Genomic DNA, 13,853 nt, shown 5'->3' with positions numbered 1-13,853 from the left:
ACTGGCCGGTATCAAGGAGAATGGAATGCCCGGCAGCAGCGGAACCGAGGACAGGCTCGACGTCGCAGTCGTGGGCGCCGGTTTCTCGGGGCTCTATCTGATCCATCGGCTGCGCAAGCTCGGCTTCAGCGTGCGCGCCTTCGACAGCGCCGGCGATATCGGCGGGACCTGGTACTGGAACCGCTATCCGGGCGCACGCTGCGACGTCGAGAGCATGCAGTACTCCTATTCCTTCGACGAGGATCTCCAGCGGGACTGGAACTGGTCCGAGCGCTTCGCGACGCAGCCGGAAATCCTGGCCTATGCCCAGCACGTCGCGGAGCGTTTCGACCTGAAGCGCGACATCCGCTTCAACACCACGATCGCGGCTGCGCATTATGACGAGGCGGCGCAGCTTTGGACGCTGATGACCGACAAGGGCGAGGCGATCGAGGCACGCTTCTGCGTGATGGCGACGGGCTGCCTCTCGGCCGCACGCGATCCAGAGATCAAGGGGGCCGCGCGCTTCGCTGGGGCGGTCTACCGCACCGGCAACTGGCCGCATGAGCCGGTCGATCTCAGTGGCAAGCGCGTCGGTGTGATCGGCACCGGCTCGTCGGCGATCCAGGCCATTCCGGAAATCGCCAGGCAGGCCGGACATCTCTTCGTCTTCCAGCGCACGCCGAATTTCAGCGTGCCGGCGAAGAACGCGCCCCTCACCCCCGACTATGTCGCCTCCTGGAAGGACGATTATCCGGCGCTGCGCAAACGGGCGCGCGAGGAGACGCGCTCGGGCACGATCTACGAGTTCGCGGTCAAGTCCGCGCTCGAAGCCACGCCCGAGGAGCGCGAGGCCGAGTACCAGCGGCGCTGGGACAAGGGCGGCGCCAATTTCATGCACGCCTATACCGATCTCGTCGTCGACGAGCGCGCCAGCGAGACGGCCGCAGAGTTCGTCCGCCGCAAGATCAGGGCGGTCGTCAAGGATGCGCGCACGGCCGAGCTGCTCTCGCCGAAGGATTATCCGATCTTCACCAAGCGCATCTGCGTCGACACCGACTATTACGCCACGTTCAACTGCGCGAACGTCACGCTGGTCGATATCAGGCGCGACCCGATCCAGGAGATCACGCCGACGGGCCTGCGCACCGGCGCGCAAGACTTCGATTTCGACGTGCTGGTCTATGCCACCGGCTTCGACGCCATGACCGGCGCGCTCGACCGGATCGACATCCGCGGCCCCGACGGGCGCGACCTGCGCAGCAAATGGGCGCATGGCCCGCGCGCCTATCTCGGCCTGATGAGCGCCGGCTTCCCGAACCTCTTCATCGTCACCGGGCCCGGCAGCCCGTCGGTTCTGAGCAACGTCATCACCTCGATCGAGCAGCATGTCGAGTTCATCACCGACTGCATCGACCATATGCGCGCGAAGGGCCTCGCCCGGATCGATCCGGCGCAGGAGGCGGAAGACAGGTGGGTGGCGCATGTCGGCGAGGTCGCGGGCGGCACGCTACTGCCCAAGGCGGCGTCCTGGTACATGGGCGCGAACATTCCCGGCAAGCCGCGGGTCTTCATGCCCTATGTCGGCGGCGTCGACCGCTACCGGCGCGCATGCAACGACATCGTCGCGAAGGGCTATGAAGGCTTCACCTTCGCTTGAAGAGCCGGCAAAGCAAGGCAAACGCATGACGCTTCATCCCTTCATTGCCGCGATGCTGGAACAGCTCAAGGGCCGCCCGGCCCTTTCGGCGGGCACGCCGGGAGAGGTGCGCGCCATGATCGCCGCCGGGCGGGCGGTTCTCGGCGCCGGCCCCGACCTGGCCCGCATCAGCGATCTTTCGCTCCCGACGCGCGGCGGATCGATCAGGGCGCGGCTCTATGTTCCGGACGGCGACGTCGGCGGCCTCGTCGTCTATCTCCACGGCGGCGGCTGGATGATCGGCGAGATCGAGGACTACGATACGCTCGCCCGCACCCTGGCGGCCGAGAGCGGTTGCGCCGTGCTGCTGCCGGACTATCGGCTGGCGCCGGAGCACCCGTTTCCCGCCGGCCTCGAGGATGCCGAAGACGTGCTGGCCCATGCGGCAAGCCGCATGCCGGACCTCATCGGACGGGCCGGCCGGCTGGTGGTCTGCGGCGACAGCGCCGGCGCCAATCTGGCGACCATCGCCATCCGCCGCTTGCGCGGCTCGGCCGATGTCGCGGCCCAGATCCTGATCTATCCCGTGACGGACTGTGATTTCGAGCGGCCGTCCTACGCCGCCTACGGCGTGGGTCTGCCTCTGACGCGCGAGGACATGGTCTGGTTCTTCCGACACTACGCGCCCGAGAGCCTGTGGTCCTCGCCCGATATTGCGCCGCTGCGCGCCCACGACCTGCGCGGCCTGCCGCCGACACTCGTCATCGTGGCCGAATGCGACGTGCTGGCCGACGAGGGCCTGGCCTATGCCGACAGGCTGGAGCAGGCGGGCATCGACGTCACCAGGCGGGTCGCGCCTGGCCTCACCCACGGCTTCATCCGGCTGCACAACCTTGTCGATGTGGCACGCGACGAGGTCCGCGCTGCGGCGGTCTTCGCTGCGCAAGCCTGCCGCGTCGCCGCCCCGCCCCCGACCATCGACTGAACGCCTGACGAGAGGATCCGCCATGAAAGCCTGGGCCGTGGTTCGCAACAGCGAGCCGCTCGAATGCATCGAGGTGACGATGCCGGAGCCGACCGGCTCGCAGGTCGTGCTGGCGGTGGAGGCCTGCGGCGTCTGCCACTCCGACCTCCATTTCTGGAAGGGCAGCTACAATCTCGGTGGCGGCAAAATCCTGACGCTTGCCGATCGCGGCGTGACGCTGCCGCGTGCGCCGGGACACGAGATCGTCGGGCGGGCGATCGCCGCCGGCCCTGACGCCACGGGCGTGACGCTGGGCGAGAGCTACATCGTCTATCCCTGGATCGGCTGCGGTCGCTGCGACGACTGCGCCAATGAGGACGACAATCTCTGCACCAGCCAGAACAGCATCGGCGTGCTGCAGCATGGCGGCTTCGCCAGCGAGGTCGTGGCGGCCCATCCGCGCTATCTCGTGCCGCTCGGATCGCTCGACCCGGCCTTGGCCTCGACCTTCGCCTGCTCCGGCATCACGGTCTACAATGCGATCCAGAAGGTGATGCCGCTGGCGCCCGACAGGCCGATCGTGCTGATCGGGGCGGGTGGGCTCGGCCTTGCTGCCATCGCGATGCTGCGTGCCTTCGACCATAAGGCGATCATCTCGGTCGATATCGACCCGGCCAAGCGTCAGGCCGCGCTCGGCATGGGTGCGACGGCCACGGTGGACGGGGCGGGCGAGGGCGTCTCCGGGCGCATCGTCGAGGCGGCCGGTGGGCCGGTCAGCGCCGTCATCGATTTCGTCAATGCGACGGGGACGGCCGCCGCCGGTTTCGGAGCGCTCGCCAAGGGCGGGCGGCTGGTCAATGTCGGCGTCGCCGGAGGAGAACTCACGCTCTCGTTGGCGGGCATGGTCTTCCGAAACGTCAGCGTCATGGGGAGCAACACCGGCAGCGTGAAGGATCTGCGCGCCGTGGTGCAGCTCGCCAAATCCGGCAAGCTGCCATCGACGCCGGTGACGCGCTTTCCCAAGGACAGCGCCAACGACGCCATGCGAAAGCTGAAATCAGGCGAAATCACTGGCCGCGCCGTGCTGGTCGAGACCGTCTAGGCGTCAGCCCTATCCGGCTGCCCCGGCCATGATCCCGCCATCGATCGAGAAGGCGCTGCCAGTGCAGAACGAGGCTTCGTCGCTGAGGACGAAGGCCAGCAGGGCCGCGACCTCCCCTGCCTCGCCATAGCGCTTGAGCGGGACGCGCGCGATCGTCGCCTTGCTGGCGGCCTCGAGCGCGTCCGGAGCAAAGCCACGCTCGATATTGTGGATCATCGCCGTGTCGATCGGCCCGGGATGAAGCGCGTTGACGCGCACGCCATGGGCGGCGCCTTCCAGTGCGGCGGTGCGCATCAGGCCGAGCACCGCGTGCTTGCTCGCGACGTAAGGTGCGAGCCCGATGCTGCCGCGCAAGCCGGCCGTCGAGGAGGTCAGCACGATCGAGCCCGCGCCCTGGCGTTTCATCAGCGGCATCAGCGCGTTCAGGCCGATGAAGCAGCCGCGGACATTGATTGCCATGACACGGTCGAAATCCGCAAGCCGCGCCGCGCCGAGCTGCGCCACGGCACCTTCGGTCCCGGCATTGAGAAAGGCGCAGTCGATCCGGCCGAATGTGGCGAGGCCCTCGCGGATCGCGCTTGCCATAGCGTCTTCCTGCGTGACGTCGCCTGGGACCGCGATGGCTGCGTTGCCATGCTCGGCTGCCAGGGTGCGCAGCGGCGCTTTGGCGACGTCGCAAAGCACGAGCCGGGCGCCCTCGGCGGCGAGCCGGCGCACGGCGGCGCGGCCGATTCCGCCTGTCGCGCCGGTGATCAGGACGGAGCGTCCTTCGAAGCGGCGGGTATGCGTCATGGCGATCCTAGCCTCCCTGGCGGTCGGGGATGTCGAGTTCCAGCAAGGCGGAGCTGAGGCTCTTGCCATGCGGGTCGAGCCGGAGCGACCGGGTCACGCCGCCGCCCAGCGCCTGGTGCAGCACGAAGTTGAGCGCGCCGAGCTCCGGCAGCTCGTAACGGACGATCTCGCCATGGACGATGCCGGCGAAGAGCGCCGCCACCCGCTCGGCCGTGACATGCTCCGCCAGGAAGGCGTAGTCGCCCGGCTCGTAGGCGATGACGCTGATATTCGAGATGTCGCCCTTGTCTCCGGCCCGGGCGTGAGCGAGTTCGCGCAGGCGCATCGTCAGGATTCCAGCATGTGGAGCGTCGGACGCACGCGCTCGCGCGGGATCAGGGCGGAGGCAGCCGCGATCACCTCGCGCGCGGCCCATGTCGCGCCGCCGCCTCCGGCCGGGCCGTTGATCCAGACGGCCTCGATCTCGCGGCCGATCCGCTGGGCGTCCGGCAGCGTCGCCGTGCGGCCGGCGATGCGGGCGCGCACATCCATCGCCTCGCCGGGGCCGCGTGGGCCGGCATAGACGGAATCGACCCCGATGACGTCGAGCTGCAGGTCGCGGATCGGGACACCGAGCAGCCTCAGCCGCTCCACCACGATCTCCAGCGCCAGGCGCGCGCGGCGTTCGGCGCCCGCACCGGCATAGGAAATCTGCCCCTCGCCGATGAAGCCGTCGCGGTAGCCGATCGTCGCCTTGAGGCTGCCGGTGCGCGGCGTTCCGCCGCCGCCGCTGAGCCGGACGCGGTCCGGACCGTCCTGCGCGAAGCGGGCGCTGGTGAAGTCGGCGACGACATCGGGCTGGATATAGCGGGCCGGGTCGTGCACCTCATAAAGGAGCTGTTCCTTGCAGGTGCGGATGCTGAGTTCCCCGCCCGAGCCGGCGACCTTGCCGAAGACCGCCGATCCATCCTCGCCGACATCCGCGAAAGGGAAGCCGAGCCGTGCGAGCCCGGCCACGTCCTTGGCGCCGGGATCGGCGAAATAGCCGCCGGTCAGTTGCCCGGCGCATTCCAGCAGATGCCCGATCAGGGCGCCGCGGCCGAGGCGCGTCCAGTCGTCGGGCACCCAGCCGAATTCATGCGCCAGCGGCGCCGTGAACAAAGCCGGGTCGCCGACGCGGCCGGTGATCACGATATCGGCCCCGCCATCCAGCCCCGCCACGATCGGCTCGATGCCGAGATAGGCATTGGCCGAGACGATACGCTCGCCGAGCTCGGCTGCGCTGCCCGGCGCGTCCAGCAGGGGCGGCGCCGAGGCACGGACCTCGTCGAGCACGTCGTCGCCGAGCACATAGGCGATCCTGAGTCCCCTGAGCCCGAGCCGCCGGGCCACCGCCGCCACGGCCTTCGCCGCGGCCGCCGGATTGGCGGCGCCCATATTGCTGACGATCCTGATGCCGTTCTGCCGGCACAGCGGCAGCACGCGCTCCATGCGCTCTTCGAGCCGCTTGTCATAGCCGGCATCGGGATCCTGGAGGCGCGCCTGCTGGGCGAGCGCGATCGTCCGCTCGGCCAGGCATTCGAAGACGAGATAGTCGAGCTCACCCTTCTCCGCGAGCTCGACCGCGGGCTCGATCCGGTCGCCGCCGAAGCCCGAGCCCGCGCCGATTCTGATCGTCCTCACGACGGGCGCCCCGCCTTCGCGCTCACTCGGGCTCGATGCCCGCCTCTTTCACCAGCGCCGTCCATTTTGCGACCTCGCCATGGACATAGCGCGTGAACGCCTCGGCCGAGGTCGGTTGCGCCTCGATGCCGAGCGGCGCGAAACGCTGCCTGACCTCGGGGATGTCGAGGACGGCGTTGACCTCCTTGTTCAGGCGCTCGACGATCTCCTTGGGCGTTCCCGCCGGTGCGAACAGGCCCGTCCAGGAGGCGAGGTCGAAATCCTTGACCGCGGTTTCGGCGATCGTCGGAAGCTCGGGCGCCAGCGTGCTGCGCGCCTTGGTCGTCACCGCGATGGCGCGCAGGCTGCCCGCCTGCACCGAGGTGATCGCCGAGGACATGTCGCAGAACATCACGTTGACCCGCCCGCCCATCACGTCGGTCAGGGCCGGCGGGTTGCTGCGATAGGGCACCTTCAGCAGCTGCAGGCCGGCGCCCTTGGCGAAGCTCTCGGCCATGACGATGCTGGTCGAGCTGCCGCCGGCATAGCTGACATCGCCCGGCTTGGCCTTGGCCAGGGCGACGAGATCGCCGATCGACTTCACCGGCAGGCGCGGATCGACGACGAGGAAATAGGAGAACACGCCGGTATGGGCGATCGGCGCGAAATCCTTGATCGGATCATAGGCCAGCTTCTTGTAGAGCGCGCTGTTGGAGCCATGCGTCGAATTGGTCCCCAGCAGCAGCGTGTAGCCGTCCGGCGCGGCGCGGGCGACGCCCGCCGTGGCGATCGCACCGGTCGCACCGATGCGGTTCTCGATGACGAAATTCTGGCCCAGGCGGGCCGAGAGATGCTGGCCGAGGATGCGCGCCGCCGTGTCGCTGCCGCTGCCGGCTGCGAAGGGAACGACGATGGTGATGAAGCGGCTCGGATAGGTCTCCGCCTGCGCCGCGCCGCACAGGCCCAACAGGACAGCCAGGAATGCTGCAGCCACTCGTTTCATCGCCGTCCTCCCATGGACCGCGCCGTTCCGGCGCTGGGCTCGCGATGGCTTCGCCTGCGAGCGGGAGGAGACTAATCGGCCCGCGCGGATCGGGCAATATAAATGGTCCAATTATTTTAAATATCGCTATTCAGCGTGCGGCCGCCGCCTTGGCTGCGGCCGGGGGCATCGGCGCTACGCCGGTCGCGATGTCGCGATAGCCCGCGACATGCCGGTCCATGCGCTTGAAGGCGGCGTCCTCGTCCTGCTCGCGCAGGGCCTTCAGGATCACGGTATGGGCCTTCACCGCGATCGCGCGCAGCTCGGGCGTGGTGACGTGCTGATAGTCCATGGCATCGCGGATCGGCGTCGAGATCGCCTCCATCAGCGCCATCAGCGGCTCGTTGCCGCTGGCGCGGGCAATGGCCAGGTGCCAGTCGAGATTGATGTTCTTGTAGCTGGCGACGTCGTCGACCGAGGCGACGAACTGCTCGTGCAGGGCTTCCATTTCGGCGAGCTGCGCCTCCGTGCGGCGCTTGGCGGCGAGGCGGGCGAGCGTCGGCTCCACCGCGACCCGGCATTCCAGCAGCGATTCCAGCCTGATGCCATGGGTGCGCACGAAGAGCTCGACGGACCGCGCCACCGAGGCCCGCCCGGGCAGCGTCACCATCGAGCCGCCGGTGCGCCCGACCTTGGTGGTGATCAGGCCCTCCGATTCGAGCACGCGCAGCGCATCGCGCACGGAGGTGCGGCTGAGGCCCGACTCGGCCACGAGGTCGCGTTCGGTGGGCAGGAAGCTTCCCGGCGTGATCTGGCCCTTGACGATGAGTTCGCGCAGGCGGGTCGCCAGGATGTCCGATGCCTTGGGGACGATGACGGGGGCGATCAGCCCGGATGACTTGACGTTCATTCAGCTCCCCCTCGGCCGCGACGGCCATGCGGGTCAATGGTCCAACTGTTCTATCATAGACCCATATAGGTTTCCTGAATGCTCTTGTCCGCCTGCAATTGCCGCGCGGGGCCCGATCGGACGATGCGGCCGCGGTCGAGGATATGCGCCTCGTCGGCGATCTCCAGCACCTCGGTGACGCGCTGCTCGACGATGACGACGGTCAATCCCTCGTCGCGCGCGAGCCCGGCGACGATCTCCAGAACCCGCTCGGCCATCAGCGGCGACAGCCCGACCGAAGGCTCGTCGAGCAGGAGCAGGCGCGGCCGGCACATCAGGGCCCGCGCGATCGCGCACATCTGGCGCTCCCCGCCCGAGAGCTTGCCGGCGAGCTGGTCGCGCCGTTCCGCGAGCACCGGGAAGGCGGCCGTCACCTCCTGGATGCGGGCGGCCATGCCGGCGCGTGCGCCAGGGGCGTAGGCGCCGAGCTGCAGATTGTCCTCGACGCTCATGAACGGGAACAGCCGTCCGCCTTCGGGCACGAGCGCCAGGCCGAGGCCCGGGAGATCGTCGGCGCGGGCGCGGCTGATGTCGCGATCACGGAACCGGATCGCCCCGGCGCTGGGCCGCAGCAACCCCGCGATGGTGGAGAGCAGCGTGGTCTTGCCCGCGCCATTGGCCCCGACGATCGCGACCACCGCGCCGACCGGCACCGCGAAGCTGACATCCTGTAGGACGCGGAGGTCGTTATAGCCGGCGCAAAGCCCCTCGACGACAAGCTCGTTCGTCATGTCCGCCTCTTGCCGATATAGGCCTCGATCACGGCCTCGTCGCCGAGCACCTCCTCGGCCGTGCCCTGTTTCAGCAGCCGGCCGCGGTTGATCACGATCACCCGCCGCGAGAAGGCGCGCACGACCTTCAGGTTGTGCTCGATGACGAGGAAGGTGACGCCGCCCGCGTTGAGCGCGTGCACCATGTCGATGATCTCCTGCACCTCGGTCTGGTTCAGGCCGGCCATGACCTCGTCCAGCAGCACGATCTGCGGCCCCATCGACAGGGCGCGCGCCACTTCCAGGCGCCGCCGCTCGCCGAGCGTCAGGTCGCCTGCCTTGTCGGCGGCGCGCTTCGAGAGCCCGACCATCTCCAGGGCCTCGGCCGCCTTGCTGGCGGCGGCCGGCAGGCTGCGCTGGTGCAGGAAGGCGCCGACCATGCCGTTCTCCAGCACGCTCATCGAGGTCAGCGTCTGCGAGATCTGGAAGGTCCGCCCGAAGCCGAGCCTGGCGCGCTGGTTGGGCCGCAGCGGCCCGATATCGCGCCCCTCGAAGCGGATGACCCCGCCCGAGGGCGGCAGCTGGCCGGTCAGCAGGTTGAACAGCGTCGTCTTGCCGGCGCCGTTGGGCCCGATGATGCTGACGACCTCGCCGCGGCCGACCTCGAAGCTGACCTCGTCGACGGCGCGCAGGCCACCGAAATGGCGCGACACGTTCTCGATCTGCAGGAAGGGTGCAGCGTTCAAGGGTGCGTCGCTCATCGCCGGAACCCCGCGAGCTTGAGGACGAGGCTGCGCAGCGCGCCGATGATGCCCCGCCGCAGGAAGAGGGCGGTCAGCATCAGGATGAAGCCCAGCACGATCAGGTTCGCGCCCGGGACGGTGCCGCCGAGTTCCGCCCGCAGATAGCTCTCGAGCGGGACGATCAGCAGCGCGCCGAGCAGCGGCCCGTAGATCGTGCCGATACCGCCGATCAGCGCGATCAGCGCCATTTTCACGCCGATGTCGAAGAGCGAGAACAGGGTCGGCGGGTCGGCGACGCGCACATACATCATGTAGAGCACGCCGCCCATTCCGGTCAGCGCGGCGCTGATCGCCATGCCGGTGAGCTTGGTCCGCAGCACGTCGATGCCGCTGGCGAGCGCGGCGTCTTCGTTGTCGCGCACAGCCTGCAGCGCGTAGCCCAGCCGGCTGCGCGTCACCGCCGCCATGACCAGCAGGCACAGGGCCAGGAAGCCGAGCATCAGCAGGGCGTAGGACAGCCGGTCGCGGAAGATCATGTTCTGGAAGCCGAGCCGGAACGGGATCGAGAGCCCGCGCGAGCCGCCGGTGAAGCGGTCGAAATAGAGCGCCAGCGACAAGAGCACCTCGGTCAGCGCCATCGTCGCGATGGCGAAGAAGGGACCGCGCAGGCGGAAGACCGGCCAGGAGAACACGACGCTGAGGATGGCCGACAGGGCCGCGGCCGGGAGCAGCGCGAACCAGGGCGAGATCTGGAGCTTGAGGTAGAGATTGGCGACCGTGAAGGCGCCGATCGCGAAGAAGACGCTGTGGCCGAGCGAGAACTGGCCGCCGAGCCCGCCGATGATGTTCCAGGCCGTCGCCAGCCCGGCGAACAGGAACGCGGTCGCCAGGATGTTGAGCGTGAAGCTGTCGCCCGAGAGCAGCGCCACCAGCGCACCCAGCGCGGCGATGACGCCGAGCGTCGTCGGCAGCTCGTGGCGCAGCGTCTTGACGCCGCCGGTCATGCGCCAGGCCAGGCGCTGTTCACGATTGCTCACGGAGCCCCACTTCCTCGGCGCCGGCGACGCCGAACAGGCCCGACGGACGAATGATCAGGACCGCGATGAAGACGAAGAACAGCACGGCATGCTTGAGCGCCGGGTCGAGATAGAAGCCCGCCATCGCCTCGGTCAGGCCGACGATGAAGCCGCCGACATAGGCGCCGAGCACGCTGCCGAGCCCACCCAGCACGACGACCGCGAAGGCCGGCATGATGAAGTTCATGCCGATCTGCGGCGACATCGAATAGAGCGGCGAGAGCAGGCAGCCGGCGAGCCCGGCGAGCGCGGCGCCGACGCCGAAGCTGACCATGTACATGCGCTCGACATTGATCCCCATCAGCCGGGCGGCCTTGCGGTCCTGCGCCACGGCCCGGATCGCCTTGCCCGGCAGCGTGGCGCGCAGCCACCAGCCGAGGCCGCCGGCGACGATCGTGGCGGCGACGAGCACGAAGAGCCGCGCCACCGGCATCTGCACGGGGCCGATCGCGACGGTGGTCTGCGACAGCACCGAGCCGACGCTGAAGCTGACGCCGCGCGTCAGCGCGAGGATGCTGTTCTCGAGCACCATCAGCAGGCCGAAGGTGGCGAAGACCTGCATCATCGGCTCGCCCTGCAGCGGCCGCAGCAGGATCCAGTAGACCGCGCAGCCGAGCGCGAAGAGCGCCGGCACCACGACGATCGGCGCGACATAGGGGTCGAAGCGCAGCGCGACCTGCGCGGCGAAGGCCCCGTACATGCCCAGCATCACGAACTCGCCCTGGGCGAAGTTCACGATGCGGATCACGCCGAAGATCAGGTTCAGCCCGACGCTGACGAGCGCATAGATGCCGCCCAGCAGCAGGCCGATGGCGACGATGTTCAGGAATTCGGCCATGGGCCTCTCCCGATTGAGGGACAGGGGGCCGCCTGTCCGGCGGCCCCGGAGCGTCAGGCGCGCGGCACGTTGACGACGGACACGCCTTCGGCTGCGGCCTCGGCCGGGTAGACCGCCTTGACCAGCCCGCCTTGCCATTGCGCCACCACGGGCAGGGCCCGCGTGTTCTGCATCTTGGCGTCGAACTTGGCGCCGTAGCCGGTCTCATAGGCCCCGAGCGGCTTGTCCATTGCGGCCGCGGCCTTGACGATTGTCTCGTAATCGACGCTGCCGGCGGCCTTGATCGCCTCGAACAGGATCTTCATGCCGACGAAGGCGTTCATCCCCTGCGGCGCGATCGGGTCGCGGCCGTGCTTGTCGCGATAGAGCTTCAGGAAGGCGCCCGCGCCCGGACCGTATTTCTCGCTGACGTCGGGGCGTGGATAGGAGACCAGCAGGATGCCTTCGAGATAGTCCTTGCCGAGCGCCTCCAGGGTCTCCGTGGTGTCGCCGACGCCGCACAGCATCATCGCGGCGGGCTTGAAGCCCTGGTCGCGGGCGGCGCGCAGCAGGAGATTGGTGTCGACGACATAGGCGGTGCTGATCCAGATGTCCGGCGCGGTGTTCTTGGCGCGCAGGATCGAATCGGTCACGTCGATGGCGCGAGCGCTGTGCGAGCCGACGCCGAAGTTCACTCCGGCCTCCTTCAGCAGGCGCTGCTGCTCCAGCGCGATCGAGGTGCCATAGGCCGAATCCTCGTGCTCGACCCAGGCCTTCAGGTCCTTGGGCTGCTTGTTGAGCCTGGCCGCCACGACCTTGAGCGCGCCCTCGACGGCGCGCGAGGCGAACTCGTTGCTGCTCGGGCCGGAGCGGACGAAATTGGGCAAGCCGCGGTCGGTGAGGTCGCGGGCGAGCGCATTGGTTTCCCAATAGAGCTTGCCGTAGTTGAGGGCGCTCTCGCTGGCGGCGTTGGAGATGGCGGTGACATAGGTGCCGGCCAGGATGTCGACCTTGTCGCGCCCGACGAGCTGCTCGATGGCGGCGATGCCTTCCTGTGCCGAGGTGGCGTTGCCGCGCACCATCTGGGCCTGCCGGCCGAGCAGGCCGCCCTGGCCGTTGACCCATTCGGCGGCGAGCTCGTAGCAGCGGGTGACCTCGTCGCCATATTGCGCCATCGCGCCCGAATAGGGGTTCACGGCGCCGATCTTGATCGGCCCGCCCTGCGCGAAGGATCCGCGCGTGGCCGCGATCAATGCCGCGCCTGCGGCGAGGCCTCCGAATTGCCGTCTGGTAAGTTTCATGTCGTCCTCCCTTTGCGTCGTTTTCTTATCCGGCCCGGCGCTGGTCCGGTCTCATCCCGCTTCGCCGTGCCCGGGTTCTCTCCGGATCGAGGGTGAAGACGGGTCTGCCGTCGATGCTGCGCGTCGCGCTGATCGCGACACCGTAGACGGTCTCGGCCGCCTGCCGGTCGATGAGGCCGGCATTGAGGTCGGCCTCGACGGCGGCGAGGTCGCGCTCCAGCGGGTCGCCGAAGCCGCCGCCGCCGGGCGAGCCGAGATGGAAGCAGTCGCCCGCGGCGAAGGGGATCTTCTCGGCCTTGCTGCGCATCGGCGGGATCCAGGTCTCGCCGCCGGTCGTGAGCTGCACGCTGTTGGGGGCAGCGAGCGCGCCGCCCTGGACGCCGAAGGGCGCGTGATCGACGCGATCGCCCAGGATCGAGACGACCGTGTCCGACAAGGTCTCGATGGCGTATTCCGAGCCGCAGCCGCCGCGATGCAGTCCCGCGCCGCCCGAGCCTTCGCGGATGGCGTAATGCCGGAAGCGCACCGGATAGCGGTGCTCCGACATTTCGACCGACATGAACTTGGCCATCGAGCCCGGCGGCGTGCCGTTGATGAGCCCGTCCGAATCCTGGCTCGCACCATAGCCGCCGGGATAGGGGTAGACGGCGACGAAATACTTCTCCGTCTCGGGATGGCGACCGGAGACGGTGGCGACGCCCGTGGTGCCGAAGGGCGCCGCCGGCGTGTGCTCGGGGATCGCCTGTGCCAGCGCGCCGAAGACCACGTCGACGATGCGCTGGGTCACGTCTGTCGTGCCGCCGACCGCCGAGGGATACTCCGCAGCCAGGATGGATTTGCGCGGGATCACGAAGCGGGTGGGCCGGAAGGCGCCGCCATTGACCGGGACCTCGGGGAAGATGTGCTTGAGCGCCACGAAGCAGAGCGAGCGCGTCGTGGCGTCGGAGATGTTCATCGGCCCGACCGCTGCGCCGGACGTGCCGGTGAAGTCGAAGAGCAGGTCCGAACCCGAGACGGTGAGCGCCAGCGCGACCGTCAGCGGCTCGTCGACGACCCCGTCATTGTCGAAATAATCGGTGATCGCGTAGGTGCCGTCCGGGATCTCGGCGATATAGGAGCGCATCTCGGCTTCCGAGCGGCGCATCATCTCCGCGATGC

14 protein-coding genes are annotated in these 13,853 nt (G+C 68.7%); 3 read left to right on the top strand and 11 right to left on the bottom strand.

What is annotated here, in order from left to right:
* Nucleotides 1-25: 25 nt before the first annotated feature.
* From ACTIF2_RS01530 to ACTIF2_RS01520, 3 genes are read left to right on the top strand one after another with little or no spacing between them, the layout of a single operon-like run.
* Nucleotides 26-1,639 (top strand): flavin-containing monooxygenase, encoded by a 1,614-nt coding sequence (locus ACTIF2_RS01530; RefSeq protein ID WP_439495251.1) that lies wholly within the window; start codon nucleotides 26-28, stop codon nucleotides 1,637-1,639.
* A 25-nt stretch (nucleotides 1,640-1,664) separates the two neighbouring features.
* A complete protein-coding gene (locus tag ACTIF2_RS01525) occupies nucleotides 1,665-2,603 on the top strand; it encodes an alpha/beta hydrolase (protein WP_439495250.1) in 939 nt (312 codons plus the stop codon).
* A gap of 22 nt (nucleotides 2,604-2,625) precedes the next feature.
* Entirely contained in the window at nucleotides 2,626-3,684 is a 1,059-nt protein-coding gene (locus ACTIF2_RS01520; RefSeq protein ID WP_439495249.1) for an alcohol dehydrogenase, read from the top strand.
* 9 nt (nucleotides 3,685-3,693) lie between these two features.
* On the opposite strand, the gene ACTIF2_RS01515 is transcribed toward ACTIF2_RS01520, so the two are convergent.
* The 11 genes from ACTIF2_RS01515 to ACTIF2_RS01465 all read right to left on the bottom strand — a co-directional run.
* The gene (locus ACTIF2_RS01515; protein ID WP_439495248.1) at nucleotides 3,694-4,476 is read right to left on the bottom strand and encodes an SDR family NAD(P)-dependent oxidoreductase; all 783 of its coding nucleotides are present in this window, start codon (nucleotides 4,474-4,476) and stop codon (nucleotides 3,694-3,696) included.
* 7 nt (nucleotides 4,477-4,483) lie between these two features.
* Nucleotides 4,484-4,801, bottom strand: a complete 318-nt coding sequence (locus tag ACTIF2_RS01510) for an AtuA-related protein (protein WP_439495247.1) — start codon at nucleotides 4,799-4,801, stop codon at nucleotides 4,484-4,486.
* 2 nt (nucleotides 4,802-4,803) lie between these two features.
* Complete coding sequence (locus ACTIF2_RS01505) at nucleotides 4,804-6,138, bottom strand: acyclic terpene utilization AtuA family protein (RefSeq protein WP_439495246.1); 1,335 nt, start codon at nucleotides 6,136-6,138, stop codon at nucleotides 4,804-4,806.
* 22 nt (nucleotides 6,139-6,160) lie between these two features.
* Nucleotides 6,161-7,120 carry a Bug family tripartite tricarboxylate transporter substrate binding protein gene (locus tag ACTIF2_RS01500; RefSeq protein WP_439495245.1) on the bottom strand — a complete coding sequence of 320 codons (960 nt, stop codon included), beginning with the start codon at nucleotides 7,118-7,120 and terminating at the stop codon, nucleotides 6,161-6,163.
* 130 nt (nucleotides 7,121-7,250) lie between these two features.
* Complete coding sequence (locus tag ACTIF2_RS01495; protein WP_439495244.1) at nucleotides 7,251-8,009, bottom strand: FadR/GntR family transcriptional regulator; 759 nt, start codon at nucleotides 8,007-8,009, stop codon at nucleotides 7,251-7,253.
* Between the two features lie 53 nt (nucleotides 8,010-8,062).
* Nucleotides 8,063-8,779 (bottom strand): ABC transporter ATP-binding protein, encoded by a 717-nt coding sequence (locus tag ACTIF2_RS01490; RefSeq protein ID WP_439495243.1) that lies wholly within the window; start codon nucleotides 8,777-8,779, stop codon nucleotides 8,063-8,065.
* Nucleotides 8,776-9,519, bottom strand: a complete 744-nt coding sequence (locus ACTIF2_RS01485; RefSeq protein WP_439495242.1) for an ABC transporter ATP-binding protein — start codon at nucleotides 9,517-9,519, stop codon at nucleotides 8,776-8,778. The genes ACTIF2_RS01490 and ACTIF2_RS01485 overlap by 4 nt, the downstream gene beginning before the upstream one ends.
* Entirely contained in the window at nucleotides 9,516-10,538 is a 1,023-nt protein-coding gene (locus ACTIF2_RS01480; RefSeq protein ID WP_439495241.1) for a branched-chain amino acid ABC transporter permease, read from the bottom strand. Before ACTIF2_RS01480 ends, ACTIF2_RS01485 begins: the two co-directional genes overlap by 4 nt.
* Nucleotides 10,525-11,415: a branched-chain amino acid ABC transporter permease gene (locus ACTIF2_RS01475; protein WP_439495240.1), complete on the bottom strand. Its 891-nt coding sequence runs from the start codon at nucleotides 11,413-11,415 to the stop codon at nucleotides 10,525-10,527. Before ACTIF2_RS01475 ends, ACTIF2_RS01480 begins: the two co-directional genes overlap by 14 nt.
* 53 nt (nucleotides 11,416-11,468) lie before the next feature.
* Entirely contained in the window at nucleotides 11,469-12,695 is a 1,227-nt protein-coding gene (locus ACTIF2_RS01470; RefSeq protein ID WP_439495239.1) for an ABC transporter substrate-binding protein, read from the bottom strand.
* A gap of 25 nt (nucleotides 12,696-12,720) precedes the next feature.
* Nucleotides 12,721-13,853 (bottom strand): hydantoinase B/oxoprolinase family protein (locus ACTIF2_RS01465; protein WP_439495238.1); only part of this gene is annotated, 1,133 nt, incomplete at its 5' end.

It is taken from the genome of Allobosea sp., assembly GCF_051860145.1.
GTDB lineage: Bacteria > Pseudomonadota > Alphaproteobacteria > Rhizobiales > Beijerinckiaceae > Allobosea.
The sequence above is the reverse complement of the archived record's forward strand: the minus strand, read 5'-3'. Positions and strand labels throughout refer to the sequence as shown.

What these genes read in the sequence shown, in the direction of transcription:
- ACTIF2_RS01525 (WP_439495250.1), top strand. Translation starts at nt 1,665, where the DNA reads ATGACGCTTCATCCCTTCATTGCCGCGATGCTGGAACAGCTCAAGGGC.
- ACTIF2_RS01500 (WP_439495245.1), bottom strand. Translation starts at nt 7,120, where the DNA reads ATGAAACGAGTGGCTGCAGCATTCCTGGCTGTCCTGTTGGGCCTGTGC.
- ACTIF2_RS01515 (WP_439495248.1), bottom strand. Translation starts at nt 4,476, where the DNA reads ATGACGCATACCCGCCGCTTCGAAGGACGCTCCGTCCTGATCACCGGC.
- ACTIF2_RS01490 (WP_439495243.1), bottom strand. Translation starts at nt 8,779, where the DNA reads ATGACGAACGAGCTTGTCGTCGAGGGGCTTTGCGCCGGCTATAACGAC.
- ACTIF2_RS01470 (WP_439495239.1), bottom strand. Translation starts at nt 12,695, where the DNA reads ATGAAACTTACCAGACGGCAATTCGGAGGCCTCGCCGCAGGCGCGGCA.
- ACTIF2_RS01495 (WP_439495244.1), bottom strand. Translation starts at nt 8,009, where the DNA reads ATGAACGTCAAGTCATCCGGGCTGATCGCCCCCGTCATCGTCCCCAAG.
- ACTIF2_RS01510 (WP_439495247.1), bottom strand. Translation starts at nt 4,801, where the DNA reads ATGCGCCTGCGCGAACTCGCTCACGCCCGGGCCGGAGACAAGGGCGAC.
- ACTIF2_RS01520 (WP_439495249.1), top strand. Translation starts at nt 2,626, where the DNA reads ATGAAAGCCTGGGCCGTGGTTCGCAACAGCGAGCCGCTCGAATGCATC.
- ACTIF2_RS01530 (WP_439495251.1), top strand. Translation starts at nt 26, where the DNA reads ATGCCCGGCAGCAGCGGAACCGAGGACAGGCTCGACGTCGCAGTCGTG.
- ACTIF2_RS01475 (WP_439495240.1), bottom strand. Translation starts at nt 11,415, where the DNA reads ATGGCCGAATTCCTGAACATCGTCGCCATCGGCCTGCTGCTGGGCGGC.
- ACTIF2_RS01485 (WP_439495242.1), bottom strand. Translation starts at nt 9,519, where the DNA reads ATGAGCGACGCACCCTTGAACGCTGCACCCTTCCTGCAGATCGAGAAC.